This window comes from Emticicia soli (assembly GCF_037860775.1).
Lineage (GTDB): Bacteria > Bacteroidota > Bacteroidia > Cytophagales > Spirosomataceae > Emticicia > Emticicia soli.
In genome coordinates, this window is sequence record NZ_JBBEWC010000013.1 from 145,432 (window position 1) to 171,451 (window position 26,020).

A 26,020-nucleotide genomic window follows, 5' to 3' on the forward strand; every position below is an offset into this window, starting at 1 on the left:
TGTTTGATGCCTTCATCTATAGGTTTCCCTACATATAAAAATGTAGGTTTCTATACCCCCAAAATGTAGACTTTTACAGATTTACACGCTTTTGTCTTCCCCCTAATTTTGTATCGTTCGAAAAGATAATGAGGGCTTTTTTTCGCATCGCCTGTGGGAGAAGGGTAGGAGTGAGGGATTTTATCGTCCAAAAGTCCTCACCCCCTAAATTCCCCTCTCCTGAAAAAGGAGCGGCCGCCGCGCGGAGGGGGACTTTGAACTCAGAAGTAGCTTTTTTAGCCCCTCTCCCTGGGGAGAGGGGTTGGGGTGAGGTAAAAAAAAACTATTCAGCATTTATTTAATAATAACACAAACCATGAACACCTCAGTACAAAATTTTGTGATTCGTCACATTGCAGGGGCAAAGGCCAATCAGGTTGAAGAATTTGATTTTAAGAAGCATAACGAACTGACGCTGGGCAGAGCAAGTACCAGTGTTGTGCAGTTCGACCCCGATTTAGATACGGTTGTAAGCCGTGAACACGGCAAAATTGTGAAAGATTCGAGCGACCCGCTCTCGTTTACGCTGATTGATAACAATAGCCGCAATGGCATAATGGTAAATAAAATCAAGGTGAAAGGTTCAACCAAACTTTTTCCGGGCGACGAAATTCAACTGGGAAACAATGGGCCTGTTTTTGTCTTCGACCTTGACCCTCGTCCGCAGGAGTTTATGCCACAAACCCGCATGGTTGATATTAGCAAACCTACCGCCGAGTTTATTCCGGCCGAGGTAGCCAATGTCGCTAACACGGGTAAAACGGGCATTGGTAAACAGACATTTGAGCGTGTAATTACACACGAACGCAAGAAATCGCAGCGGATGCTCTGGACTGGTCTTGCCGCTGCCTTGGTGCTTTTTGGCGCAGTGGGCTTTGTTATCTGGAAAAACGGACAGGATTCTAACGATGATATGCAGAAACGCATGGGTGATGCCAATAAGCAGGTAGATTCGTTGAGAAATGCAGTAGTGCAAAAACAACAGAAAGGACAATCTTTATCGCCGGAAGAGATTGTGGCGGCTAATCAGGATAAAGTTGTGAAAATAGAATTTGGCTGGCAGTTGTTTGACCCAAACACGAGCGACGAAATCTGGCATGTGTATATTCCGATGAAAATGCAGGATGGTTCGCAACGCTATGTAGCGGCTTATGTGCAAAACCAACAGGGGCGCATTGAGCCTTATCTGAACACCAAAAGAAATGTGCAGATGGGCGTACCTATCGGTATGACGGGCGCTTCGGGCTCTGGTTTTGTGGTATCAGAGGCAGGTTTTATTCTGACCAACCGTCACGTGGCGGCATCGTGGAATACTGGTTTTTCTTTTCCTGAATATGCCTTTCCGGGGGTTTTGTTAGATGGTCAGGGCAAAGCAACCAATCAGATGATTTCTATGGGTGATGTCTATGGTTGGGTACCGTCAGAGGCTTCTGTATTGGGCGGAAGACCTGTAAACGGTCGGGTTGAAGGGCGTAATACGTACCTGAAAGTAACTTTTGCCAACAATGTTTTGCGCCGTAATGCTACTGTAGAGGCTGTGTCAGACAACCACGATGCTGCCATGATTAAAGTAGCCATACCGGGGAATCTGCCGAGTGTTGAGCTGTTTGATAACTATGACGAGATAAAGGCCGGACAGGCGGTTACGGTAATGGGGTATCCGGGGGTTGCGCCTGAGCAATATGTTGTGCGTAAATCAAGCGACCCATTCAAGCCTAATATGGATTTCAACAGTGTGCCGTCGCCAACGGTTACACCGGGTAATATTGGGCGACTTATCAAAAGTTCGGCCGATAAAGCAAATCTATACAGCACCTTCGGCGATTCGTATCAGCTTACCATCAATGCCACGGGTGGCGGCAACAGCGGTGGGCCGATGTTTGACGACAAAGGTCGTGTAATTGGTATCTACTATGCTGGTAAAAGCGATGCCCGAGGCACTCAAATATCATTCGCCGTGCCTATCAAATACGGCATGGAACTGATGGGTAATCAGAAGGTTTTGTAGGGTTTTAATGGTGAATGGCGAATGGTGAATAATGTTGCGCAGTTTTCGCTATAAATAAGGGTTTTAATGAATTACACCGATTCGTAGAGACGACATGTTGGCGTCTCCACAGGTCTGTAAACCTCAAAGAATGATATTTGAGAGACCAACCTAATAGATAAATTTCTAACATTTACAGGCCAATGGAGACGCCAACATGTCGTCTCTACGAAGCGGTCTGGTTTATTTGAAGAACGTTATTTCTTGAAACCTAATTATTCACCGAAATGGTAGGAATGATTTAATGATAATCGCTACGACCAGTGTTCACCCAATAAATTGGGTGGCTAATGTAACAAAGGAATATTTAATGATGTATGCCCCGACTTAAGTCGGGGCTAGAGATAAACATCCTTTGTTTTATTAGGCGGTGAATTTATTCACCGAAATGTAGAGTACGATTCCATGTTCACCCCAAAACAGCCCATTAACCATTCGCAATTCATCATCCACCATTCGCCATTAAAAAATGCACGAACCATTTTTACATAGGAATATCAGAGGATATGTACTCACACAATGGTTAGGGGCGGGTGGGATGGGAGAGGTGTATCAGGCGCAACACCAATTTACTCGTCAGACTGCTGCTGTAAAAGTGTTGAACCGTATCGACCAGGTAGAAAGATTCCGCAACGAAGCCTATGTGCAATCGTCGGTGAGGCATCCGAATATTGCGGTACTTTTTGAGTATGCAATCGAAAATGGTATTCCGTGTATTGTGATGGAATATGTTGAGGGACTAACCCTTGAAAGGCTCATTAAAAGACAAGGCGCTTTGCCCGAACAGTTTGTGTGGAAAGTGCTGGAACAAATGGTTGATGCCGTGGCGCATTTGCACGCAAACGGTATTTTTCATAGAGACTTAAAGCCTGCTAACATAAAGGTTACGAAAGAAAGTGTGGTAAAATTGCTTGATTTTGGCATTGCCAAGGCTGCTTACACTCCCAAACTTACGCAAGAGGGCTACATTGTGGGGACATCGTTTTATATGGCGCCTGAGCAGTTTTATAGCAAAGGAAGCGTACTGTCGGACTGTTGGGCGCTGGGGGTGATTCTGTACGAAATGCTGACCGGACAATTACCGTTCGATGGCCGAACCGAAACAGAAACCCGTGTGAGAATAGAGCGTGGCGATTACATGGCGCCTAATCTGATAAATCCGCATATATCAAAAAAAAGTAAGCGGCTTATTGAGAAACTGTTACAGGTGAATCCTAAAAAACGCATTAGTGCCGCTGCTTTGCTAAGCGAACTAAGGGGCGAAACTGCCACCAATAACCTGCTGCATAGGCTCAGCGTTTGGGTACGCAATGTGTTTTAAGCATACTCTTATTTAATCAATCATTTAATCATCAATATGATGTTTTGGAAAAAATGGTTATCGGGCAGTGAGCCTAAGCCTACCGAAGAACACCAGATACGGCAAGAAGACCTGCGGGCCATTGTGGTAACAGACGTAGGGCAGGTGCGCACCAACAACGAAGATGCTGCCCGATTTGTGCGTCCGTCGAAGGTTCTAGTCAGGATACAGAAGGGTTTTCTGGCTATTGTGGCAGATGGTATGGGTGGTCACGCTGCCGGAGAAATTGCCTCTCAAATGGCTGTTGAAACAATCGCAAAAACGTATTATCAGCAAGAAGATACGCCTGAATCGAGCCTTTTTGTGGCTTTTTCTAAGGCAAACAGGGCTATCTGGCAAACTGCCAATAAAAACGTAATGCAAAAAGGAATGGGTACAACCTGCACGGCTGTTGCCATTTGTCAGAACAAACTATACATGGCGCATGTAGGCGACAGCAGGCTATACCTTTTTAAAGATGGTAACCTGATTCAGCTATCGACCGACCATACTTATGTGCAGGAACTTATTCAGCAAGGCGTGATTTCGGCAGAAGAGGCCGAAAAACATCCCGACCGCAACATGCTTACCCGTGCCATGGGTACGCACAATAAGGTGGAGGTTGATGTGCAGGAGGTGTCGACACTTTTTGAGAATAACGACCGCATTATGCTTTGCAGCGATGGCCTTTACGACTATTTCAGTTCGGCCGAAATTGCTACTTTTTTAACCATTCCTTTGCTCAATGAGGCGGCTCAACAAATGGTAGATGCTGCCAAGCAACGGGGCGGACACGACAACATAACCATATTGCTCGTAGAGCGTGTAAACCCCGAAGAGTTTCAGCCTGCTAAACCTACCGAAAATATTGATATACCATGATAGGCCAGAAGATACAAAATTATAATGTAGAAGAACTGCTGGGAGAAGGAGGCATGGGCACGGTTTATCGGGCTACCGATACGCTGCTGCAACGCTCGGTGGCTGTCAAGATTCTGCATCCGCATCTGGTTCGGGATACTACGTTTTTTGAGCGTTTCCGCAATGAAGCCATTCTTTCGGCCAAGTTGAATCACTCAAATGTAGCGGTGCTGTATAATTTTCTGAGAGACCAAAACGACAACTTCATGGTAATGGAGTATGTGGATGGCATGAACTTAGAAAAGTTGCTGAAGCAAAACGGAGGCTTACCGCTGGAGTCGGTGCTGAAAATTCTGATTCAGACGCTTGATGGCTTGCACCATGCCCACGAAAAAGGGATTCTGCACCGCGATATTAAACCTGCCAACCTGATGCTCACACGTGAAGGTATCATAAAACTCATGGATTTTGGCATTGCCCGCATGGTTGGTTCACAGAGGCTCACAAGGGCAGATAGAATTGTGGGTACGCTTGAATACATGGCGCCCGAACTGCTCGACGGCAGCGAACCAAGTGTGCAGTCGGATTTATATGCTATTGGCGTGCTGATGTATGAGCTGCTATCGGGTAAAATGCCTTTTGAGGCCTCAACCGACTCAACGCTTATTACGCAGATTCTGACTAAAAAGCCTATTCCGCTCCGCAACCGCATTGGTACTTTGCCTAAGAAAATCGAGGATACTCTTGATACGCTTTTGAATAAAAAGCCCGAAAAACGCTTTGAAAGTGCCCATGATTTAAGGAATATCCTGAGCACGTTTGTGAGTCCGGGGAGGGTAGTGCCGCAAAGTTTGCAGCCGCAGAAAGTGGCGGTAAATGTTGCGCCGACTGTGATGCACACGAAGTCGAACACAAATCCGACACGATTGGCTAATCAACAAATGCGTGCTTCGAGACCTACAGTGGTGCAGACGGTGCGGGAGAAGATGATGTCGACCGAGGGAATGATTTTAGGCGGGGCGGTGCTTGGGGCTATCCTGATTGTGATTGGCGGGATTTTCTTTTTATCGCCCAAAAATCCTGATAGCAATAAAGAACAAGCGCAGGATTTTGTAGCTACCAACGAGGTAGTTATTCCACAAAACACTACAAACGCAGATTCCAGTAAGATTGACAACACGAGCGTGAGTTTTCAACAACCTATCGACAAAATTGTGAATCCGATAGCGAAAAATGAGCCTAAACCTAAAGAAATTGCGCCTGTTGACGGCAAAAGCAAGGAAAAAGAGAAGGAGAAGGAAAAACAACCGGTAAAGAAAAAAGAGGAAGAAAAAAAGGAAACGCCTGCGCTCTCAGAGCCTATTGTGAAGCAACCTGTTTCGGAACCTGTGCGGGAAAAAGAACCGGAGCCTGTGGTGAAAGAAGAGGTTAAACCCAAAGCCAGCCATCGATTGGTAATTAAGGGGCTTTCGGTGGCATTGGTTTTGGATGAAACTATCTCTTCGAACGAGGCGGGGATAAAAAGTAAGAATGTGTCGCTGAGGGTGTTAAGCGATATTAAAGTTGACGGCATAACGGTAATTGCTGCAGGCGCACGAGGCATAGCCCGCATAACAAGCGCCCGCTCTAGCGACGACGGTAAGTCTTTTCTGGAGTTTAAACCCGACCGTGTACAGGCCGTAAACGGCGATTGGATTCCGTTGAAAAGTCCGGCGCTGGGCAAATCGGGAAGCTCAATTGAGGCGGTGATTTTCACAAGAGGAACACGCATTTTACCCGACCCAAAAACGACAAATACTATTTTGACTATTAGTATTTGAGGTGTTTTTATGGAATGAAATGGGGTGATGGGGAGCAATTTGTAGAGACGACATGCTGCGGTGGGTCGCCACCCCGGCTCCATTGGCCTGTGAATGTTAGTGATTTATACTCGTTGGATGAAATTAAAATATATTATCCCTACGGGATACAGTGCTTTAATCTTACTGGTTTTTCTACCGATATATCGTCCCGATGGGACTAAAAAAAATATCCCGTAGGGATGTCATATCGGTAGAAAAAATAACTATCCAAGAGCTAAGTCCCGTAGGGACGATATATTTAAACCTTAAAATCTAGTTTACCCAACGAGTAGAGATTTATCTATTAGGTTGACCTCTCAAATATCATTTTTTGAGCTTTACAGACCCTAGGAGACGCCAGCATGTCGTCTCTACGAAGCGTTTTTATTCGCTGTCATTCTATTAAGCAGGTTTATAGAATCAATCTGAAATTTTAATGTCAAATAATACATTCTTAGTACTTAAAATAAAACTTTATGAAAACCTTATTGCAAAAGAAATACATAGCCCATTTACTTATTTTTTCGTTGATAAGCCTCTCGACTGTTGCGCAAGAAACCATCAGGTTGCGCTCAAATACCGAGGGTTTTCATATTGGCATCGGCGGGGGATATAAACATTGGCTTTCGTCGTACTTTGACCGTCTGGATGAAACCGAACCGATGGGTTTGGGCGGTGGGCTGACCATTGGTTATGGGCTTAATCAGCATATTGAGTTGTTTGCTACTTACGATTGGCACACTTTTGCCTTCGAAAACCAATGGGACGACTATGGCTTTTCGGTTTTTGGCGTAGGTGCAAGGTATAATTTTGGAGGTACACTGCAAGCTGTAAGGCCATTTGTTGAAGCCGCCTATAATTATCAGGATATGGTGATTTCGCCGGTATCGCTCGGTGGACTATTGTATGAATATAACCTCAAAGGAGGGGCTTTTTCGGTAGGTGGTGGGGTGAACTTCTTTGTGGCACCTAAATGGGCTATTCAAGCCAAAGCGGGCGCAAATGTAGGTAAATTCAGTACTTTTCTGGTAGACCAGGATGGCATTCAAGACCGTCCCGACGTAAAAACCTTCCAGTTTGGGCTGGGTTTGAGTTATTATTTTAATTAGGGTCTACCGTGTCATTTTGTTGTCTACCGAGGCACGCCTATACTCGGACTCGAATGGGCGTGTCACGGTTAAGCTCGGAGGGATCTTTAAATTAACACGTGTTACCCGAGCCGCGCCCGTTTGAGTCCGAGTATAGGCGTGCCACGGGAGTTTGTCCATTGTGGCACGGTTAATGAGGTCTCATAAGCTTAGTTTTAGAGACCTCTCCGCTGCTACCCGTGCCACGCCCGTTTGAGTCGGAGTATAGGCGTGCCACGGGAGTTTGTCTATTGTGGCACGATTAATGAGGTCTCATAAACTTAATTTTAGAGACCTCTCCGCTTGTTATCCGTGCCACGCCCTTATTCTTCGGAGTATAGGCGTGCCACGGTGGATAGACTCTTGCCACATTACCCGTGCCACGGGCTTTTTCCCGACTACCCGTGCCACGCCCTTTATTTGGACGAGTATAGGCGTGGTACGGGTGTGGTGGGTGGGTTAAAAGCGGATTTGGAAGGTGGTGGTTTTTTCTTTGTTGGTTTTTAGGGAGTATTGGAAGCCGTGATTCACTAAGATTTCACGGATGAGGGTTAGGCCGATGCCCTGGCCGTTGTCTTTGGTGGTGAAAAAGGGTGAAAAAATCTGTTGTTCTACTTCGGGCGAAATGCCTATGCCGTTGTCTTCAATCAAAAGCTGTTTTGGTTGATTGGTGGTGCTGATGCTTATTAGTCCTTTAGTGTCGGGGTTTTTCTTTGCTCTGATTTCTATCGATTCAATGGCGTTTTTGATGATGTTGATTATCACCTGTTCAAATTGGTGTACATCTGCCGATATCAGGAGGGGCGTTTCGCTGAGCTTTGTTTCTATCGTAATGGCTGATTTCAGGGTTCTGAACTCCATCAGGTTGGCTGTGTTTTTCAGCAATTCATTCAAATCTATTTGTTCGGGGCGAGGCATGGGGAGGCGAACCATGTCGGCAAAATTCCGCATGAAATGATTCAAGTGGTCGTTGCGTTGAATGGCAATTTCTAGTGCGTGTTTTACATCTGCATCATAATCATGCAGCTGAATGGTGGTGTCGAGTATAGAATTTACTGAGCCAATTGAGTTGTTTACTTCGTGTGCCATCATCCGTATCACTTTGCCGTATGCTTTCTTTTCGGCGTTCAGGATTTCGGCTGTCAGCTCTTCTATCATCACAAAATAACGTGGGAAGCCTCTGTCAATAAAATGCGATTTCTGGCATTTATAGGTCTGGATTCCGTTTAAGGCTATGGTTTTAGATTCGCCTGTTTTAAGGGTGCTGATGGCTCGTAGAAGTAGGGTGTCGAAGTCGGCGACAGATTTGCCGATGAGGTCTTTGGCTTCTAAACCCAATATTGTACAAACTTTTGGGTTGATGTTGGCTATATTTTCATCGAAATCAAGAATAAGAATACCGGTGGGGGAGGTTTGGACGAGTTTTTCGAGAAAATAATGCTGCTGCTCTTGCTTGGTGCGCTCTTGTCGGAGCTCGTCAATCATGCCGTTGTAGACATCAATCAGCATGTCCATTTCGTACTTACCTGTTTGTAGAAACTTTACGTTGAAGTCTTTGTCGCGCATGGCGTCGATGCCGGTCATGAGCAGGCTTATGGGGGCAATAAGGCTGTTGTAGAGTTGCCAGGCTATAAAAACAGAAAGCAGAATAAAGACTTCTGACAGAATAAATACCAGCTTGTTGTCTTTGAAAATATAGAAAGAGAGGCCAATCACAAGCGAATGAATGACCACCATAAAGAGCAAAAACTTAGTCCGAATCTTCATCATGCGGGATATTATATTTCTCCAATCTACGATATAAAGCGCTGCGTGTCAAGCCTAGTGCTTTGGCTACGGCCATTACTTTGCCTTTGTGGAAATCTAAGGCTTTTTTTATCATCTGCACTTCCATTTCTTCGAGCGTCATGCTGCCTACTTCGGGCAATGATGCTGCGCTTGGTTTGCGGGCACCGGGTTGCCATTGTGTCTGGAAATCGCCGGCCTCGAGGGTGTCGTGGTTGCTTACTAAAATGGTGCGCTCCACAAGGTTTTTGAGTTGGCGGATATTGCCCGGCAAGGATAATTGCTTGAGCCATTTCATGGCTTCGGGTGTTACGCGTAGGTTGGGCCGGTTATAGATTTCGCGCAGGTTATGGACAAAGAAATTCACCAAGAGCGGAATATCGCCCGGACGTTTGCGCAAGGGCGGTAGGTTTATGGTAATAAGGTTGATTCTGTAGAGCAGGTCTTCTCTGAAAGTGTTTTTCTGTACGCTTTCTTCCAGATTTTTGTTGGTGGCGCAAACCACGCGTACATCGAGGGTTTTGGTGCGGCTGCTGCCTAGTATTTCGTAGGTGCGGTCTTGCAGAACCCGAAGTAATTTTACCTGACTGCTTGGGTCGAGGTCGCCGATTTCGTCTAAGAAAATAGTGCCTTTGTTGGCCATTTCGAAGCGTCCGACACGGTCGTAACGGGCGTCGGTGAAGGCGCCACGGATGTGCCCAAACATTTCGGACTCGAACAAACTGGTGGATATGCCCCCAAGATTGACTTTTACAAAGGGTTTGCGGGCACGCTGGCTGTTTTGGTGTATGGCTTCGGCAATGAGTTCTTTGCCTGTGCCGCTTTCGCCCATAATTAATACCGAGGCGTCGGTAGAGGCTACTCTGCCGATGGTTTCGAGTATTTTCAGGAACTCGGCGTCTTCGCCTATCAACTGGCTGAAATTGTATTGTGCATCTAGTTTTTTGCGTGTGAGGGTCAGCGTTTTCTTTTCTGATAAATCGAGAATGGTACGGATTGACTGCATCAAATGCGCATTCTGCCAGGGTTTGTTGATGAAGTCGCTGGCGCCTAGTTTCATGCCTCTTACGGCCAAGTCAATAGTGGCCCAGCCCGTAATGAGAATGACCGGAATGGCGTTGTTGATTCGCTTGATTTTCTCTAATAGGCTCAGGCCATCGTCGCCTGAGGTGTCGTTGGAGAAGTTCATGTCGAGAATAATCAAGTCAGGCGTTTCTAATTCGAGAAATGCGAGCGCTTCTTGCTGTGAACCTACAGCAACAAATTCGAAGCCCTCTTTTTTCATCAAAAGGGCTAACGAGGTTCGGACTGCTATGTCATCGTCTATTATTAGGAGCATAGGGGTATAAAATTAACCCCACCCTAACCCTCCCCAACAGTGGGGAGGGGACAAGAAAACCCTTTCTTCGACAGTACAAAGAGGTTTTTTTAGTTCCCTCCTCAATTGTGAAGAGGAGACAAGAAAAGCCCTTTTCTCAACAGTGGAGAGCTTTTTTGGTTCCCTCCCCACTGTTGGGGAGGGTTAGGGTGGGGTTGTTTGCAAATATCATTTAGCACAAAAAAACTTTTGAGACAGCCCCAAGCTTTTTGGCCTTACGCAACGTGCTAAGCTTTAGTTGTTATTTTCCTCACCCCAACCCCTCTCCCCAGAGAGAGGGGCTAAAAAACTCTCATTTTGGCTTTCAAGTCCCCCTCTCCTTTTTCAGGAGAGGGGGATTTAGGGGGTGAGGAGAATTTGCAAATATAACTAATAACATCTTCCCGCCATATCCTCAATCTTCCCTTAACGCAATGGCTGGGTAGATTTCTGAGGCTTGTTTGCTTGGGAATATGGCGCAGGCTATTACCAGGGTATAGATTGAGATGATGGCTAGTACAATTCCGGTTAGGTATACGAAGGCGTCGACATCGAATACGTTTAATAGTGGGAATTGGACGGCGAAAAATATGCCTAATATAACACCAAAGGTGGTGATAACGGTGGTTTCGCCTACAAAATGCCATAAAATAGCTCCTTTGGTGGCGCCAATGGCTCTGCGAACGCCGATTTCTTGCTTGCGACGGCTGATTGTCTGGAATAATACGCCAAATAGCCCCAATGCTACGTTGAAAATCAGGAAGCTACAAACTACAACCAGAATCAGGATTGGTACCCAGATGAATCGGTTTTTGTTGGCTTTCATGTTTGAAAGGTGCTGCACTTCTACCGACCAGTCTTTGCCTAGTTGTACGAGTTCTTTAGATAAACGGGCTTCGGTTTCTACCGTTGTGCCGGGTTTTACTCTGATGAGCATGTCTGACTGCCAGCTACCAATCGGCTCAAATACGCAGCCTGATTCGGCCTGAAAATCGCTGTTGTGCTTGAAATGGCTTACTACGCCTATGATTTGTTTCTTGTCGTCGCCTTCGCCGAGTATCTTGCCCTGGGCATTCTGATTGCCGAATAGTTTGTCTTTCAGAAATTGGGTGATGATGATGGGTTTTATTTTATTGACTTTGTCGCCCTCTGTAAACCAACGTCCTTCTGATAATTTCATTTTTAATACATCGGGGTAGGTTGGGTCGACAGAAATTTGTTCGGCCATTGTACTTTTACCATCGTAACTGATGTTGTTGTTAGCCGATGAAAAGCTATAAGGCAGGTTAGACGAACTAAACGAAAATGCCTCGATTTCGGGGTTTGATTTTAGTTTTTGTCGCACTAAATCGCGGTAAATGGTGCGTAGGCTGTCGCTGTCGGTGTTGAAATCTATGAATACGGCCCATACGTTGTCGGAGTCGATGCCTGATGGTTTTACATAATTGCGGTAATTGTATACGCCCAGACTCCAGATAGCAAATAGTATCAGGAATGATACGAAGATTTCGAGCATCATCAGAAAATTGCTCTTTTTCTTCTTCCATATCAATTTAAAAAGATGTTTGAACATGGTGTTTTTATTTTAATGTTTTTTGATATTTTTTGATGTTTATCGTTGCGGTTGGTGGCTAATTGACTTTCAAAAAATAAGCGTTCTTTAAATAAATCAGTCCTATTCGTAGAGACGACATGCTGGCGTCTCCACAGGCCTGTAAATGTTAGAAATTTATCTATTGGGTTGGTCTCTCAAATATCATTTTTTGAGGTTTACAAGCCCTTGGAGACGCCAGCATGTCGTCTCTACGAATCGGTCTGATTATTTAAAGAACGTTTATTTATTGAATCTTAATAAGAAAAATCTTCTCCCTTTCCCTCAGTCCCGTGTTCACCCAATAAATTGGGTGTCTAATGTAACAAAGGAATTATTTTAATGTATGCCCCGACTTAAGTCGGGGCTAGAGATAAACATCCTTTGTTTTATTAGGCGGTGAATTTATTCACCGAAATGAGAGAATCACCCTTTTTACTCCCCACCTCTCAACGCTGTCACTACCTGTAGTTTTGACATGCGCCAGGCTGGGTAGACGCCTGATAGTAGGCCAAAAACTAAGCTTACTAATATGGCGGCCAGGAATACTTTCCAGTTGATGGCTAGGTCGGCGTAGGGAATCAGGCCGCTGTTGTTGATGAAGAATATCACCCCAACCGACAGAATGATTGCAATAAGACCACCGATTAGCGTAAGAATGAGGTTTTCGATGATAAACTGGTAGGTCAGCACCTTAGACGAAGCCCCAAAGGCTTTGCGGATGCCGATTTCGGAGGCTCGCTCCATGATTCGGCTGATGTTGACATTTACCAGGTTAATGGCCGGTAATGACATAAACAGGAACGCAAAACCAAAAATGGCCAGATAGATATAGTGCTTCTTGGTGTCGCCGTCGGAGTGGGTGAACTGGCTTAAAAAAGAACCTACGTAGGTGTCGGCAGTAGAGTTTACCTTATTTGGCGTAAACCATTTGTCTTCACTAATAATAGGCACTTTTTTCATTATCGACTGATATTCAGCCTTTATTTTCGGGAAATCGGCGGGGCTTTTTGCTAACAAGAAAACCAGATAGCTGCCGTTGAGGTCTTTTTTGGTCTGGTCTCTTTTGGCGGTGGTGTAAGGCAGGTAAACATCTGAGGCCACATACACACGGGTAATAGGGCAGCCGCGCACCACACCAATGATGCGGTAATTGACGTTGTCTATCTCGATTGATTTGCCAACGGCCGATACGCCTTTGCCAAAGTATTTATCTCGGGTGTCGTCGTTGATTACAACCACGTAGTCGTTGTTCAAAATGTTTTGTTGGGTGTAAGGTTTGCCTTCCAGAAACTCAAAACTGGTAATGTCCCAGAAATTGGCGTCGGTGTGTTTAAACAACAATTTTATTTTATTCTGATTGGCGTAGGCGTTGATTGTATTGGGGTACGAACCAAAGCCGATTTTTTCGGGCGTGGTGAGTTTGCTGGCGTAATTCTGGATGAAATACAAGCTCACAGGGCCGCTGCGCATGCCTTGTTTGGTGGTGTCTTCCTGCATCATTTTTTCGATGTACAGAGAGCGCTCACGGTTCACTTCGGGGTAGCCCGACGAGATGAGGTGGTCGAGGAATGCCGTGATAACTACCAGCACCAACAAGGTGAAACTGATACCAAAGAGACTGATAAACGTGAAGAATTTTCGGCGTTTCAGTACGGCAAATGTTATTTTTAAATAATTCTTTAACATATTTGTATGGGCAGTTGGCAGGTTTTGCGACTGCTTTTTTTATGGGTTGATACTATTACATTACTTGCGAGCCGTCGAAGAGGCGCACCAGACGGTTGGTCTTTTTGGCCATGTTTTCGTCGTGTGTTACCATTACAATGGTGGTGCCGTCGTTTTTGTTGAGGCCAATAAGTATATCCATAATCTCGTTGCCCATGGCGCTGTCGAGGTTTCCGGTAGGCTCATCGGCCAGAATAATTTCAGGACGACCTACAATGGCACGGGCAATGGCTACTCTTTGTTTTTGTCCGCCCGATAATTGCGATGGGTAATGTTTCATGCGGTTGCTCAAACCTACTTTTTGCAAGGCTTCGGTGGCTAGTTTGGTGCGTTCGCTGGCCGAGGCTGAGCGATAGAGTAAGGGTAATTCCACATTATCAATCACGGGTAAGTCGTTGATGAGGTGGTAGCTCTGGAAGATAAAGCCTAGTTTCTGGTTACGGAAATGTGCTAGTTTTTTGTCGGAGAAGTCTCTGATGGTTTCGTTGTCGACGGTTATTTCTCCGTTTGATGGTTCGTCGAGGAGTCCCATGATGTTGAGTAGGGTACTTTTCCCACAGCCCGATGGCCCCATGATAGATAGGAATTCTCCTTTGCCCACTTCAAGGTTAATCTCATTGAGCGCAAGCGTTTCAACCGTGCTTGTGCGATAAACTTTTTCGATGTTTTTTAACTTGATCATAATTGTTAACTATTTAGTGAATTAGTGAATGAGTGATTTTTATGATTTTACTGATTCGTTGATGATTGTCTGAACTGTGATTTAACTGATTTTTTTGATTTACCTGATACTGTCATCAAATGATTTTGAAGAATAAAATCAATCACGTTATTAGTCAATTATAAATCATAACAATCAGATAAATCAGTTAAATCAAAGTTCAAGACCTAATCTTCCGGTTGTATTTTTTTGTTTTTTTCGAAATCGTATAGGGTTAGGTACCTTAATTCGTAATGGGTTTTCCAGTAGTCTTGTAAGGCGTTGATGTGGTCGCGTTTGGCTTGGTCTTTTTCCTGAAAAGCGATACTTAAATCGGTGATGCTCAGGTTGCCTAACACGTAACGGTCTTGGGCTATCTGGTATTTTTCAGAGGCTATGCTGTCGGCTTGTGCCGTTAGACTTAGCTGATTACGCAACATTTCAAAAAGCGTTACCTGTGTATAAATCTCTTGTCTGAATGTCTGCTTGGCTTGCTCTACGGTGTGTTCGGTGAGCTTTTTCTGCGCTTCAGCCGTTTTTGTTCTTGATTTTGAGCGTCCCCAGTCGAGTATCGGAATATCTAATTGCAATTGTACCGACTCCTGACTTTGCGGTTTCTGGTACAGTTCGGGAATGGTTAAGCCTCTGTTTGAGAAGCCTACCGAAGCGGTCAAGGTCATATTCAGCCCATTATCTCCAATAGCCTTGGCTACCGCCCGGTCGGCTTCTAAAATCTGTCGTCGAAACGAAATGGCATCTGAACGATTGTCGAACGCTTCTTGCAGTGCTATCTGGTTAGAAACCGGAATCACCAGAATATCGGCCGGAATGATGAGTTCTAACTTATCGTCGTTCTGTAAACCAATATAGGCTTTCAGATTCAAGGTAGCAATTTCGAGGTCTCTTTTGGCTGTTGCAATGGCTTTTTGTGCTTTCAGCGACTCAAGTTGCAATTGCAGTATCTCGTTGCGGGTGGTTTTGCCGATTTCGTATTTTTCGTTTGCTATTTTTACAATGGTTTGGGTGTTGGCGAGGTTGGTTTCGGCAATTTGCAGGTTTACCTGTGCCAACAATAGATTGAAAAAATACTCGGTCGACTTAACGGCAATTTTCTCGAGCGATTCGATGTAAACCTGACGGCTCTCGTCGTATTTCAGGGGTTCAATCTTTTTGTCCCACTTGAGGGGATTGAATCTGAAAATGGGTTGCTCGTAACCCACCGCAAAAGGGGTGCTGTTGTAAAGCGTATTTTTGCGGGCAAAATCATCAAAACGTTGTAATTGTGTGGTGGCATAGATTTGTCCACCCGTTTGCATCACCGATTGGCTCAGCGACAGGTTGAGCGATGAGTTGTTGTATCGCACAGGCTGAAACTGAATGGTGCCATCGGGCTGTACTACTTCGGTGAACGAGCGGGTAAAGGCCGGCAGATTTCCGTTTAAAACCAACTGCGGTTTGTAGTTCGACTGAAACGTGCGCCACTCCCAGTACTTGGTTTCTTTGGTGGTTGAGGCTTGTCGGGCCGCAATCGATTGTCCTTTGGCCATTTGCACTACTTCGGGCAGGCTCAGGCGGGTTATGCCCTGCGCCGATGCCAGATGCGTAGGCGCCAGTAGGTATATGGTTAATATATAAATGAGGTATTTCATAAAATGCTTGCTTAGGTTGGGCTTATCGTATCTCGAGCTCTTTGGTGTTTTTGTATTCGCTCAAATCTGAGATAATTACGGTTTCGCCGGGTTTGATGCCGTCGATAATTTCTACATAATCAAAATTGGCCAGCCCGACTTTTACGGCACGTTTTTCGGCTTTGCCGTCTTTGCGTAGCACAAAAATCTCTTGTATTGATGCGCCTTTAAAGGCTGGTCCGTTGGCTACACGTACCACGTTTTGTTGGGCTGCGGTGATGAGATACACCTCAACTTTCAGTTTCGGACGAAGCAAATCGTTGGTTTTGCTATCAAGAGCTATGTCAAAACTCAGGATATTGTTTTGTACCGAGGGTTGTATGTTGGTAAGGCTGCCGCGCAATTGGGTATTGTTGATGCGGATAACGACAGGCATACCGACTTTTACCTGATTGGCGTAGTTGTCGGAGATGGCTCCGATGATTTTGAAACTGCCTAAATCGGCCAGACGAGCCAGAATTTCGCCCTCTGAGACCTTAGAACCCAGATTTTTGTTGACATAGGTAAGCACACCCGGACGTGAGGCAATGATGTTGGCCTTTTGCAATTTGCTTTGGTATTCCATCAATTGTTTTTCCTGAATCTGGGCCGATAGCTCCGACTCCCTGATGTCGGCACGCATGGTTTGTTGCTTTATCTTGATGTCGTTTTCTAGTTGTTTTTTCTCCAATTCGGCTATTCTGAGGTTCATTTCGGCGGTTTCGATGGCCTCACGGGTACCGCCTCCGGCTTTTTGCAGGCGTTTGGCGTTTTCGACATCAGCCTTGAGGCTGGCAATTTTCATGGCCTTGATGGAGTCGGAGATTTTGAGGTCGTAGAAGCTTTTGTCGAGGTCGAGGCGGAGCTTCACGATGGTGTTTTTCTTTAAATCTACCTGGTCTTTCTCTTTGTCGAAGGTGAGCTGGGTGGCTTCTTTGTCGAGCTCAAGGATTTTCTGTCCGGCTTTTACGGTGCTGCCGGCGTCTAACAATACCTGCTGAATAACGGCCGTAATGGGGCTTGTGATTACTTGCTCAAACTCGGGTTGTACTTCGCCCGAGGCCGTGAGGGTGTTTTCGACCGCTCCCATTTCGGCCACGGCCGTTCTGATTTCTGATTTACTGATAGACGACGATAGGGAGTTTCTTAAAAGCCATACCACGAGTGCTACTACCAGCAGCGCCACTACGGCCATCAACCAGTTTTTGTTTTTCTGTTTTCGGACCTCTTTTATCGAGATTTCTTTGTCCATAGCTTTTTTATAATTTTGTATGTGTTGAGGTGATTTGTAAGTGTTCAGTTTTGAAACAAATACATTATCTATCTTTCAATGAGCGTGCCAATTAGTAAAATATTGATAATGAGGGGTTTGTGTATTTTTGGCGATTGAGAAAGTGTCCGGTTTTGGGACGCGGTGTTCGGTTTTGGGACGATAGAACTTATTAAGAAGCTATTTGAAGAATAGATTAAGCTAGAGCTCTGCGTTTTAATATATTGTATTTCAAACTAATTCTGCAAAAATGGGAAAACAGACTTATTTGTGGCTAAAAAGTAAACTTTTTAAATATATTTTCTGGCTTATATTCTTCGGTATTTTGTGGATTGTTTATGAAGCGAAAAGAAGAAACGCATATAGTTGTGCTAAATATACAATTGTAAAACCAACAAATATTTCAGGTGGCTTTTCTTCGTATATGTCGTTAGAGTATGATGTAACCTACCAAAACAAAAAGTATTCAGGTAGTGATGGTAAGGGCTTGAGTAAATCGAAAGCAGTAGGAAACCCTAGATTTTATTTAAATCGTCGATATTTTGTTCGTTTTTATTGTGAAGACCCTAATGTTTCTGAAATTCTGTGGGATATTAGTGTGCCTGATTCACTTAATAATATGCCTGTAAATGGATGGGATAAAATTCCTTATGGATTGGGGAAATTGAAATAATAGATTTAAATTAAATCACATTATGACTTAATTTAATAGTAGATAAATAGACTTATGAATTCAATAAAAGAGATACTAAAAAAAGAAAATCTTTCTTTTGACGATTTGATTAATTGTTTTGAGATGGTAAAGGAAAGTGGACAAATAGCACTTATTAAATTTGATGGAGCAAGGTTAAAAGATTATTATACAGTTCTTATATTGAATGCAAAAAATACGATTAGACTTGAGGGAAGTGACCTTAAAAAGGGCTTAATAGAAGTTTTAATTAGGTATGCAGATGGCAATTGGCTCAATTTTATGTGAATTTGAGCTAAACTGTCGAAAATATGAAGTGTCCAAGTCTTGGACACTTCGTGTTCTAAAAATTCTCCTACTCAAAACGCAAATGCTTCACCGATTCGCCTGAGTTGGCTAGTTCTTCCAACGAGTCGATACCTATCTGTAAATGGTTTTTTACAAAGTTACCAGTTACTTTTTTGTCGCTTTCTTCGGTTTTTACACCGTCTGGTATCATCGGGTTGTCAGACACCAACAGCAATGCGCCGTGCGGAATAGCGTTTACAAAACCTACAATAAAGATAGTGGCGGTTTCCATGTCAATGGCCATGGCACGTATTTCGCGCAGATAATCTTTAAATACGGTGTCGTGTTCCCACACACGGCGGTTGGTGGTGTAAACAGTTCCGGTAAGGTAATCTAATTCATGTTTTTTAATCATTGAGCTCACAGCTCTTTGCAAACGGAACGATGGCAGCGCCGGAATCTCAGGACGGGCGTAATCATTACTTGTACCCTCGCCACGAATAGCAGCTATCGGTAGAATCAGGTCGCCTAGTTGGCTCGATTTTTTAAGTCCGCCACATTTTCCTAAAAACAACACCGCTTTAGGCATAACCGCCGACAGTAGGTCCATCACGGTAGCGGCCATTGGGCTTCCCATACCAAAATTGATGATGGTGATGTTTCCGGCCGAGGCTGTTTGCATAGGTTTGTCTTTACCTTTTACCTCAACACCGAACATCTCGGCAAACATATCAACATAATTATGAAAATTCGTTAGTAGAATGTATGGTTTAAATTCTGATAGGGGTGTGCCGGTATACCTCGGTAGCCAGTTGGCTACAATTTCTTCTTTTTTTTCCATAAATAAATAGTAATTTTGTTTTAAAAATGAGTGTAGTTTTAGCAGATGAACACTAGCTCTAATAATTAGATAGTTTGCCAATTTAAAGATGATACAACTCAACTTACCACCTTTCGAATACAAAATTAAGGAAATTGAGGGAAAAATCTGCATTTTTGACACTATACGTCGAAAATACTTAGTGCTAACGCCCGAAGAATGGGTGCGGCAGCACTTTGTACACCTCTTGGTGAACCATTACCAATACTCCAAAAACCTGATTCGCCTAGAGGGTGGGCTTAAATACAACCAGCTACAAAAACGCTCTGATATTGTGATTTTCGACCATGACGGGCAACCGTCTTTACTCATCGAATGCAAAGCACCCGAAGTGCCTATCAATCAGGCCGTTATAGAGCAGGCTTCACGTTACAATCTTACGCTTAAATGCCCTTATGTGGCAATTACAAACGGTTTAAAGACCTTCTGCTTCGAAATCGACTTCACTACACAGGGCTTCCGCCAATTGCCCGATTTACCTCGTCGGGTTATTTCCAACGTCTAAATTCTTGCTATCTACTTAACAAACAGGTGTTTATTTAAAAAATATTACTGTTAGGCTTTTCATTGTTGCTGAAATTTCCTACCTTTGCACCCTCATTTTTGAGAACAAAACATTAAATATTAATTAAACACTGTTTTAGTATGTTTCAAAACCAGTATGAGACAGTTTTCATCTTAACTCCCGTTTTATCTGAAGCCCAGATAAAGGAAGCTGTCGAAAAATTCAAAAAAACATTAACTGATAATGGTGCTGAGTTAGTTCACGAAGAGCATTGGGGTCTTCGTAAATTGGCCTATACCATTCAGCACAAAAACACGGGCTATTATCAGTTATTCCAGTACAAAGCGAATACTTCTATTGTAGCAACTTTGGAAACCGATTTCAAACGTGACGAGCGTGTTATGCGTTATTTGACTACGAAACTAGACAAATATGCTCTTGACTACAGCCAACGCCGTAGCAAAGGTCTTATTGGTAAGAAAAATGTAGAATCTGCTCCTGCTGACTCTAAAGAAGAGAAAGCTGAAGCTACAACCCAAGAATAACAATGAGAAACAACACAATGTCACTTGTAAACGATCCGGTAGATAGAAAAGATACTGCTCGTAAAAAATATTGTCGCTTCAAAAAAGCGGGTATTAAATTTGTAGATTATAAAGACCCGAATTTCTTATTGAAATTTGTGAATGAGCAAGGTAAAATCCTTCCTCGCCGTCTGACGGGCAATAGCCTTAAATTCCAACGCAAAGTATCGGTAGCTATCAAACGTGCAAGACACCTGGCTTTATTACCATTCGTTGCCGACGGACTTAAATAATTTAGCGGTCCGCCGCTTCGGTGAATTAGTGAATTAGTGATTCTAAATTTTTGAGCTGTTTTTTGTCGCATTGCGGCCACTCAATCACTCAATCACTCAACCACTCAATCACTCAATTGTAAATATCTCATTCACAATTAAGAAAAATGGAAATAATATTAAAAACTGATATAGTAGGGTTAGGCTACAAAAATGACGTGGTTGTTGTAAAACCAGGTTATGCTCGTAACTACCTTATTCCGCAAGGCTTTGCACAATTAGCCACTGCGTCGAATCGCAAGGTTTTAGCTGAAAACCTAAAACAAGTTGCTCATAAAGCAGAAAAAATCAAAACCGAAGCTTTGAATATTGCAGAAGCTATCGGTGATATGGTTATCGTTATCCCGATGAAAACCGGTGAGAGCGGACGTATCTTTGGTCGTGTTACTAACACACAGGTTTCAGATGCTTTGAAAGAAAAAGGATTTGACATCGACCGTAAGAAAATTGCTTTAGAAGATATCAAAAATGTTGGTGATTACACTGCTACTGTTGACCTTCACAAAGAAGTTAAACACAAAGTAGCTGTACAAGTAGTTGCTGAAGCATAATTGCATAGCACGGATTGCTAATCCGTGAAGAATATGCACGCAAAAGCCTTTCTCTTCGGAGGAAGGCTTTTTTGTTGAGCTTAAAGCAAGTTTTGATGATTACAGAAATTATCTATAGCTTTGCATAAAATTTAAAAATACGCTTATTAATAACTTCTTTAATTCTTGAGAAACCATGTAATGCTTAGTCAAACATCAACCAATGCAACTTGCTGATAATCAGTAGGCTGCTATTGTATTGTTTATAATTTTAGCATCATTACAAAATGGCAATTTCAAGAAAATATGGACGAACGTACCATTATCCTTTTTCTCCGGGTACGACTTCCGACGATAGAATCAGTTTTAATTATTGGAATGATTTCCAACAGATACAGCGCATTGTACACACCGAAAAACTCGACGGTGAAAACAATTGCCTGAGCCGCTATGGGGTCTTTGCCCGTTCGCATGCTACCCCCACAACTTCGCCCTGGACAAACCAGATACGCCAGCAATGGAACTTCCTAAAGCATGATTTGGGCGATTACGAGATTTTTGGCGAAAATCTCTATGCCGTTCATTCTATTGAATACCGGCAACTGCCTGCGCATTTCTTTGTCTTTGGTGTGCGTCAGCTAGACTATTGGCTTTCGTGGGAAGAAACAAAGTTTATTGCGCAGCTATTTGATTTACCCCTGGTAAATATTTTGGGCGAAGTAAATATGCCAATAACTCAACAGGCGTTTGAGGCTGATATACTCGCAGCAGTAACAAAGTCAAGTGTGTTCGATTCTTTTGATGTACGCACGCAACAACCATGCACCATAGAAGGCATCGTCAGCCGCAATAGTGCCGAATATCCTGTTGATAATTTTGCGCTGAATGTGCTCAAATACGTAAGAAAAGGGCATGTAAAAACTAATGAGCATTGGACACGGAACTGGAAACGAGCAGCACTACTGCACGAAAAAGGAGGTGAATCATGTGGAAGCTAAGTGAAAATAAAACCTGGCAACATCTTTACGAGACATTCGACTGGATACGTGCTATGCGAGGTGTACCACAAGATGCCCGTCACCACGCCGAAGGCGATGTAGAAGTACATACCCGAATGGTGATAGATGAACTAGGTAAATTAGACGAATTTCAGCAGCTTGATGCACAAGCGCAGCAAATTCTGTGGGCATCTGCCTTGATGCATGATATTGAAAAACGCTCAACTACAGTATTGGAGCAAGATGGTAGCATTACCTCGAAAGGCCATGCAAAAAAAGGAGAGCGAACGGTAAGACAAATACTTTATCGTGAAATACCAACACCTTTTGCTATTCGTGAAGCCATAGCCAAATTGGTAAGGTATCATGGCTTGCCTTTGTGGATTTTTGAGAAAGAAAACCCAGAGAAAGCACTTTATCAGGCAAGTATCGAAGTGAATCTTCAATGGCTCACAATGCTCGCAAAAGCCGATGTATTGGGTCGGGAATGTGCCGACAAAGAAGAATTACTCTACAAGGTTGAACTCTTCAAAGAGTTTTGTATTGAAAAAGACTGTTGGGGTACACAAAAGAACTTCCCGTCTGACTTAGCAAGGTTTGAGTATTTTAATAAAGAAGCTCGCAGTTCCGATTACGTGCCTTACGAAGACAAAGAAAACTATTTTGAAGTAATAGTACTGTCGGCCTTGCCGGGTACAGGAAAAGACACTTATATCAGGAAGCAACTGGCCGAGGTGCCTGTTATCAGCCTCGATAACATCCGCAGGGAATTAAAAATTAGTCCAACCGATAAAGAGGGGAATGGAAAGGTAATACAATTGGCTAAAGAGCAGGCCCGTGCGTATTTAAGAAAGAAGCAGGCTTTTGTGTGGAATGCCACCAATATTACCCGTCAGAATAGGCAACAGCTCATAGATTTGTTTGTTAGCTACGGCGCAAGTATCAACTTAATATACCTCGAAGTGCCGTATCTACAATTAATCAACCAGAACAGAAATCGCGAGCATGTAGTACCCGCCAATGTACTCGAGCGAATGCTAGATAAACTAGAAGTACCCCAACTACATGAAGCACATCGGGTGGTTTATGAGGTTCTCCTCCCCCCGTGCGACGTCCGCCCTAAATCCCCCTCTCCTGAAAAAGGAGCGGCCGCCGCGCGGAGGGGGACTTTTTAAGCCCCTCTCCCTGGGGAGAGGGGTTGGGGTGAGGGAATTTTAGTTCCTATATCCTATCCTTATAAGTCCTGAAACCGAATTTTTTCAATAACTCAAACTCATCGTTTTCTTTCCAGATGCCTATTGATGGTAAGCCTACACCGTTGAAAGTAGTAGTTTTTACCATTGTGTAGTGTATCATGTCATCAAACACAACAGTATCACCGATTTTGAGAGGCTGGTCGAAAGAATAATCTCCCATGAAATCACCGGCCAGACAGGTCATACCACCCATGCGGTAGGTAGGTTTACCTTCTACGGCATCGGTAGCACCCCAAATACGTGGTTTGTAGGGCATTTCAAGCGTATCGGGCATGTGTGCTGCAAAAGATACGTCCAATATAGCTACATCAACGCCTTGGGCATCTACAATGTCTAAAACCGTTGAAACCAGATACCCCGTCTGCCAGCCAATGGCCGACCCCGGCTCAAGAATCACCTCAATGTTATAGGTTTCTCTTAGGCGTTTAATCTGTTTAATCAGGTGGTCGTGGTCGTAGCCCTCACGAGTCATTAAGTGACCACCGCCAAGGTTTAACCATTTAACCTGATGCAATAAATCGCCGAATTTCTCTTCAATATGCACAAGCGTACGCTCAAGCGTATAAGAATCGTTTTCGCAAAGCGTATGTGAGTGTAAGCCTTCAATGCCTTCGGGAAGTTTTTCGCCCAACAAATCGCGGGTAATACCCAGGCGAGAACCCACAATACATGGGTTGTACATATCGGTAGCTACCTCGGCATATTGTGGATTTATTCTGATTCCGCACGATATTTTTCTGCGATATTTATCTATTTGTGGCTTAAACTGGTTCCACTGGTTTAGTGAGTTGAACGTAATATGGCTGCTGTAACGCATCATATCGGCAAACTCATCGGGTTTATAAGCAGGGGCGTAGCTATGCGCCAGACAACCCATTTCTTCTACAATCAGGCGGGCTTCGTTCAATGAACTGGCCGTAGCGCCCGACAGGTATTTGGCAACCATCGGAAAAGTTGCATACATCGAAAACCCTTTCAGCGCCAGAATAATATGAGCGCCTGATTCGGTTTGTACACGGTTTAATAATTCAAGATTCCGGCGTAGTAGTTTTTCCTCTAAAACATAAGACGGCGACGGGATTTTAGCTATATCAATTGACATTTTCTAAAATTAAATGTGGGTTTATGATTGCAGACTCAGTTTGTCTCTGATTACAACCACTCAAATATTCAAACAATTCACAAAATTAATACTTTCTATTAGATAAACCGGAATAATTGATGCTGACAGACGACTTAGCAGAAATATTACATAGCCCGTAAAAAGAAACAGTCCGAATGAAAATCACTCGGACTGTCGGTATTACCTCAAATAATAAAAATTTTGACGAAATCGAAATCAGCTATTTCGGGGGACTTCTGGGCATTAATTGAGGGCTCATAATATTAGTCTAATTTAAATGTTACTGGTATTGTATATTTAACTCTCACGTTTCTTCCGTTTTGTTTGCCGGGTGTCCACTTAGGCATTAGTTTTACTGCTCTTACTGCTTCTTCATCACAACCAAAGCCTACACTTTTCAGCACGTTTATATCAGTAATACTGCCATCTCGTTCTACAATAAAGTTCAGATAAACTCTACCTTCAACATTATTTCTTTGCGCCGCTGATGGGTATTTGAGCGTTTTCGACAAGAACTTGTACATTTCACTAAGACCACCCACAAACGAAGGATTTACTTCCACCGTAAGAAAAGGCGTATTGTCTTCAACAACCTCTGCAACTTTTGTTTCCACAGGAGGAGTTACCGGCGGAGGTGTTTCTGCAATGCCCTCAACTTTATCACCCGGAGTTGTTACATTACTAATAATAGAACCATCTATTTCTTCTGGTGTAGGAGGTGCTTCTTCTATTGTCGTGTTTTCCACTACTTCCGGTGCTACATATCTAATAGTTTGCTTTGGCTCCGCTGGCTTAGGTGGCTCTGGCTCAGGAATCTTTTCAATTGGAGGTTCTTCAAATTGTTTGTAGTTGTCAGGATTCAGAATAACTATCGTCTTTTGTTCTACATCTTCCTTCTGATGTGCAAAAATGTAAGAAGTAACAAATAGTCCGCTGAAGAGCGTGATACCAATCCACATGGCACGATTCACGGTTTTTGAGTACGTGGTGCGGAGCTCAAAAGCGCCATAGTCTTTGTTTCGGTGCTCGAACACAATCTCGTCGAGCGTCACAGGCATTGTTGCCGGAACGTTGGTTTCCATTTTTTTTGTAAAGTTTAAGTTGAACATTGTAGTTTGTTGAACTACGATACAACGTTAAGAAACATAAACGGTTCTTGCAAGTAAAAACGAATAAATATTTAGATAATTATCTAAATATTTATTTTAATGATTTTGTTGATGGTGATAATGCTTGGAAATAGGGGGGATTTATTGAAATGGGAGGGATGGTTTTATGGCGATAGCTAATGCCCGTGTTCACCCAATTTATTCTTACTCTGCAGTTAAACATTTGTGGCGCTCGGTTCGCGCCACAAATAATCGTTGCTTATACTTAACTGCACAGCTAGAGTTTATTCACCAAAATGGAAGGGATGGTTCAATGACAATAGCCAATACCCTTGTTCACCGAATAAATTCGGTGGCTAATGTAACAATGGAAATTCATCACAGCCCCGACTTAAGTCGGGCATTTATACAAAAATTTCCTTTGTTATATTA

Annotated in this window: 24 protein-coding genes; 14 read left to right on the plus strand and 10 right to left on the minus strand. The window is 43.6% G+C overall.

Features of this window, described 5'->3' with window-relative positions; all coding sequences use genetic code 11:
• Positions 1-355 precede the first annotated feature (355 nt).
• From WAE64_RS20355 to WAE64_RS20380, 6 genes are all read left to right on the plus strand, one after another.
• On the plus strand, positions 356-2,047 hold the full coding sequence (locus tag WAE64_RS20355; protein ID WP_340239614.1) for a trypsin-like peptidase domain-containing protein: 1,692 nt from the start codon (positions 356-358) through the stop codon (positions 2,045-2,047).
• A gap of 508 nt (positions 2,048-2,555) precedes the next feature.
• Entirely contained in the window at positions 2,556-3,407 is an 852-nt protein-coding gene (locus WAE64_RS20360) for a serine/threonine-protein kinase (protein WP_340239615.1), read from the plus strand.
• A 36-nt stretch (positions 3,408-3,443) separates the two neighbouring features.
• On the plus strand, positions 3,444-4,307 hold the full coding sequence (locus WAE64_RS20365; RefSeq protein WP_340239616.1) for a Stp1/IreP family PP2C-type Ser/Thr phosphatase: 864 nt from the start codon (positions 3,444-3,446) through the stop codon (positions 4,305-4,307).
• On the plus strand, positions 4,304-6,106 hold the full coding sequence (locus WAE64_RS20370) for a serine/threonine protein kinase (RefSeq protein WP_340239617.1): 1,803 nt from the start codon (positions 4,304-4,306) through the stop codon (positions 6,104-6,106). Before WAE64_RS20365 ends, WAE64_RS20370 begins: the two co-directional genes overlap by 4 nt.
• A gap of 497 nt (positions 6,107-6,603) precedes the next feature.
• Positions 6,604-7,236, plus strand: coding sequence for an outer membrane beta-barrel protein (locus WAE64_RS20375; protein ID WP_340239618.1), 633 nt, complete (start codon positions 6,604-6,606; stop codon positions 7,234-7,236).
• 283 nt (positions 7,237-7,519) lie between these two features.
• Positions 7,520-7,717, plus strand: coding sequence for a hypothetical protein (locus WAE64_RS20380; protein WP_340239619.1), 198 nt, complete (start codon positions 7,520-7,522; stop codon positions 7,715-7,717).
• Here WAE64_RS20380 and WAE64_RS20385 read toward each other — a convergent pair.
• The 7 genes from WAE64_RS20385 to WAE64_RS20415 form a co-directional block, all read right to left on the minus strand.
• Complete coding sequence (locus WAE64_RS20385; protein ID WP_340239620.1) at positions 7,714-9,024, minus strand: sensor histidine kinase; 1,311 nt, start codon at positions 9,022-9,024, stop codon at positions 7,714-7,716. The genes WAE64_RS20380 and WAE64_RS20385 overlap by 4 nt on opposite strands.
• Positions 9,005-10,378 carry a sigma-54-dependent transcriptional regulator gene (locus WAE64_RS20390; RefSeq protein WP_340239621.1) on the minus strand — a complete coding sequence of 458 codons (1,374 nt, stop codon included), beginning with the start codon at positions 10,376-10,378 and terminating at the stop codon, positions 9,005-9,007. The genes WAE64_RS20385 and WAE64_RS20390 overlap by 20 nt, the downstream gene beginning before the upstream one ends.
• A 433-nt stretch (positions 10,379-10,811) precedes the next feature.
• On the minus strand, positions 10,812-11,969 hold the full coding sequence (locus WAE64_RS20395) for an ABC transporter permease (RefSeq protein WP_340239622.1): 1,158 nt from the start codon (positions 11,967-11,969) through the stop codon (positions 10,812-10,814).
• Positions 11,970-12,422: 453 nt separating this feature from the next.
• Positions 12,423-13,676: an ABC transporter permease gene (locus tag WAE64_RS20400; protein ID WP_340239623.1), complete on the minus strand. Its 1,254-nt coding sequence runs from the start codon at positions 13,674-13,676 to the stop codon at positions 12,423-12,425.
• Positions 13,677-13,731: 55 nt separating this feature from the next.
• Positions 13,732-14,397 (minus strand): ABC transporter ATP-binding protein, encoded by a 666-nt coding sequence (locus WAE64_RS20405; RefSeq protein ID WP_340239624.1) that lies wholly within the window; start codon positions 14,395-14,397, stop codon positions 13,732-13,734.
• Positions 14,398-14,603: 206 nt separating this feature from the next.
• A complete protein-coding gene (locus WAE64_RS20410; RefSeq protein WP_340239625.1) occupies positions 14,604-16,064 on the minus strand; it encodes a TolC family protein in 1,461 nt (486 codons plus the stop codon).
• Between the two features lie 22 nt (positions 16,065-16,086).
• A complete protein-coding gene (locus tag WAE64_RS20415; protein ID WP_340239626.1) occupies positions 16,087-17,334 on the minus strand; it encodes an efflux RND transporter periplasmic adaptor subunit in 1,248 nt (415 codons plus the stop codon).
• Positions 17,335-17,602: 268 nt separating this feature from the next.
• Here WAE64_RS20415 and WAE64_RS20420 point away from each other — a divergent pair, with 268 nt between their 5' ends.
• Positions 17,603-18,025, plus strand: a complete 423-nt coding sequence (locus WAE64_RS20420) for a hypothetical protein (protein ID WP_340239627.1) — start codon at positions 17,603-17,605, stop codon at positions 18,023-18,025.
• Between the two features lie 54 nt (positions 18,026-18,079).
• On the plus strand, positions 18,080-18,331 hold the full coding sequence (locus tag WAE64_RS20425) for a hypothetical protein (RefSeq protein WP_340239628.1): 252 nt from the start codon (positions 18,080-18,082) through the stop codon (positions 18,329-18,331).
• A gap of 67 nt (positions 18,332-18,398) precedes the next feature.
• Here the strand turns inward: WAE64_RS20425 and WAE64_RS20430 are convergent, their stop codons facing one another.
• Positions 18,399-19,172, minus strand: coding sequence for an AMP nucleosidase (locus tag WAE64_RS20430; RefSeq protein ID WP_340239629.1), 774 nt, complete (start codon positions 19,170-19,172; stop codon positions 18,399-18,401).
• 88 nt (positions 19,173-19,260) lie between these two features.
• Between WAE64_RS20430 and WAE64_RS20435 the strand changes: the two genes are divergently transcribed.
• From WAE64_RS20435 to WAE64_RS20460, 6 genes are all read left to right on the plus strand, one after another.
• Complete coding sequence (locus tag WAE64_RS20435; protein WP_340239630.1) at positions 19,261-19,716, plus strand: type I restriction enzyme HsdR N-terminal domain-containing protein; 456 nt, start codon at positions 19,261-19,263, stop codon at positions 19,714-19,716.
• 140 nt (positions 19,717-19,856) lie between these two features.
• The gene (rpsF, locus tag WAE64_RS20440; protein WP_340239631.1) at positions 19,857-20,261 is read left to right on the plus strand and encodes a 30S ribosomal protein S6; all 405 of its coding nucleotides are present in this window, start codon (positions 19,857-19,859) and stop codon (positions 20,259-20,261) included.
• Between the two features lie 17 nt (positions 20,262-20,278).
• Entirely contained in the window at positions 20,279-20,533 is a 255-nt protein-coding gene (gene rpsR / locus WAE64_RS20445) for a 30S ribosomal protein S18 (protein WP_116982542.1), read from the plus strand.
• Between the two features lie 146 nt (positions 20,534-20,679).
• Entirely contained in the window at positions 20,680-21,123 is a 444-nt protein-coding gene (rplI, locus tag WAE64_RS20450) for a 50S ribosomal protein L9 (protein ID WP_340239632.1), read from the plus strand.
• 266 nt (positions 21,124-21,389) lie between these two features.
• Entirely contained in the window at positions 21,390-22,100 is a 711-nt protein-coding gene (locus WAE64_RS20455; RefSeq protein ID WP_340239633.1) for an RNA ligase family protein, read from the plus strand.
• Positions 22,088-23,275 carry an AAA family ATPase gene (locus WAE64_RS20460; protein WP_340239634.1) on the plus strand — a complete coding sequence of 396 codons (1,188 nt, stop codon included), beginning with the start codon at positions 22,088-22,090 and terminating at the stop codon, positions 23,273-23,275. Before WAE64_RS20455 ends, WAE64_RS20460 begins: the two co-directional genes overlap by 13 nt.
• 46 nt (positions 23,276-23,321) lie before the next feature.
• Here the strand turns inward: WAE64_RS20460 and nspC are convergent, their stop codons facing one another.
• Positions 23,322-24,458 (minus strand): carboxynorspermidine decarboxylase, encoded by a 1,137-nt coding sequence (nspC, locus tag WAE64_RS20465; RefSeq protein WP_340239635.1) that lies wholly within the window; start codon positions 24,456-24,458, stop codon positions 23,322-23,324.
• A 284-nt stretch (positions 24,459-24,742) separates the two neighbouring features.
• Entirely contained in the window at positions 24,743-25,561 is an 819-nt protein-coding gene (locus tag WAE64_RS20470) for an energy transducer TonB (RefSeq protein WP_340239636.1), read from the minus strand.
• Between the last annotated feature and the right edge of the window lie 459 nt (positions 25,562-26,020).

What these genes read in the sequence shown, in the direction of transcription:
- WAE64_RS20395 (WP_340239622.1), bottom strand. Translation starts at nt 11,969, where the DNA reads ATGTTCAAACATCTTTTTAAATTGATATGGAAGAAGAAAAAGAGCAAT.
- WAE64_RS20455 (WP_340239633.1), top strand. Translation starts at nt 21,390, where the DNA reads ATGGCAATTTCAAGAAAATATGGACGAACGTACCATTATCCTTTTTCT.
- WAE64_RS20370 (WP_340239617.1), top strand. Translation starts at nt 4,304, where the DNA reads ATGATAGGCCAGAAGATACAAAATTATAATGTAGAAGAACTGCTGGGA.
- WAE64_RS20360 (WP_340239615.1), top strand. Translation starts at nt 2,556, where the DNA reads ATGCACGAACCATTTTTACATAGGAATATCAGAGGATATGTACTCACA.
- WAE64_RS20435 (WP_340239630.1), top strand. Translation starts at nt 19,261, where the DNA reads ATGATACAACTCAACTTACCACCTTTCGAATACAAAATTAAGGAAATT.
- WAE64_RS20355 (WP_340239614.1), top strand. Translation starts at nt 356, where the DNA reads ATGAACACCTCAGTACAAAATTTTGTGATTCGTCACATTGCAGGGGCA.
- WAE64_RS20470 (WP_340239636.1), bottom strand. Translation starts at nt 25,561, where the DNA reads ATGGAAACCAACGTTCCGGCAACAATGCCTGTGACGCTCGACGAGATT.
- WAE64_RS20375 (WP_340239618.1), top strand. Translation starts at nt 6,604, where the DNA reads ATGAAAACCTTATTGCAAAAGAAATACATAGCCCATTTACTTATTTTT.
- WAE64_RS20400 (WP_340239623.1), bottom strand. Translation starts at nt 13,676, where the DNA reads ATGTTAAAGAATTATTTAAAAATAACATTTGCCGTACTGAAACGCCGA.
- rplI (WP_340239632.1), top strand. Translation starts at nt 20,680, where the DNA reads ATGGAAATAATATTAAAAACTGATATAGTAGGGTTAGGCTACAAAAAT.
- WAE64_RS20385 (WP_340239620.1), bottom strand. Translation starts at nt 9,024, where the DNA reads ATGATGAAGATTCGGACTAAGTTTTTGCTCTTTATGGTGGTCATTCAT.
- WAE64_RS20380 (WP_340239619.1), top strand. Translation starts at nt 7,520, where the DNA reads ATGAGGTCTCATAAACTTAATTTTAGAGACCTCTCCGCTTGTTATCCG.
- WAE64_RS20425 (WP_340239628.1), top strand. Translation starts at nt 18,080, where the DNA reads ATGAATTCAATAAAAGAGATACTAAAAAAAGAAAATCTTTCTTTTGAC.
- WAE64_RS20415 (WP_340239626.1), bottom strand. Translation starts at nt 17,334, where the DNA reads ATGGACAAAGAAATCTCGATAAAAGAGGTCCGAAAACAGAAAAACAAA.
- WAE64_RS20410 (WP_340239625.1), bottom strand. Translation starts at nt 16,064, where the DNA reads ATGAAATACCTCATTTATATATTAACCATATACCTACTGGCGCCTACG.
- WAE64_RS20430 (WP_340239629.1), bottom strand. Translation starts at nt 19,172, where the DNA reads ATGGAAAAAAAAGAAGAAATTGTAGCCAACTGGCTACCGAGGTATACC.
- WAE64_RS20365 (WP_340239616.1), top strand. Translation starts at nt 3,444, where the DNA reads ATGATGTTTTGGAAAAAATGGTTATCGGGCAGTGAGCCTAAGCCTACC.
- rpsR (WP_116982542.1), top strand. Translation starts at nt 20,279, where the DNA reads ATGTCACTTGTAAACGATCCGGTAGATAGAAAAGATACTGCTCGTAAA.
- rpsF (WP_340239631.1), top strand. Translation starts at nt 19,857, where the DNA reads ATGTTTCAAAACCAGTATGAGACAGTTTTCATCTTAACTCCCGTTTTA.
- WAE64_RS20390 (WP_340239621.1), bottom strand. Translation starts at nt 10,378, where the DNA reads ATGCTCCTAATAATAGACGATGACATAGCAGTCCGAACCTCGTTAGCC.
- WAE64_RS20460 (WP_340239634.1), top strand. Translation starts at nt 22,088, where the DNA reads ATGTGGAAGCTAAGTGAAAATAAAACCTGGCAACATCTTTACGAGACA.
- nspC (WP_340239635.1), bottom strand. Translation starts at nt 24,458, where the DNA reads ATGTCAATTGATATAGCTAAAATCCCGTCGCCGTCTTATGTTTTAGAG.
- WAE64_RS20405 (WP_340239624.1), bottom strand. Translation starts at nt 14,397, where the DNA reads ATGATCAAGTTAAAAAACATCGAAAAAGTTTATCGCACAAGCACGGTT.
- WAE64_RS20420 (WP_340239627.1), top strand. Translation starts at nt 17,603, where the DNA reads ATGGGAAAACAGACTTATTTGTGGCTAAAAAGTAAACTTTTTAAATAT.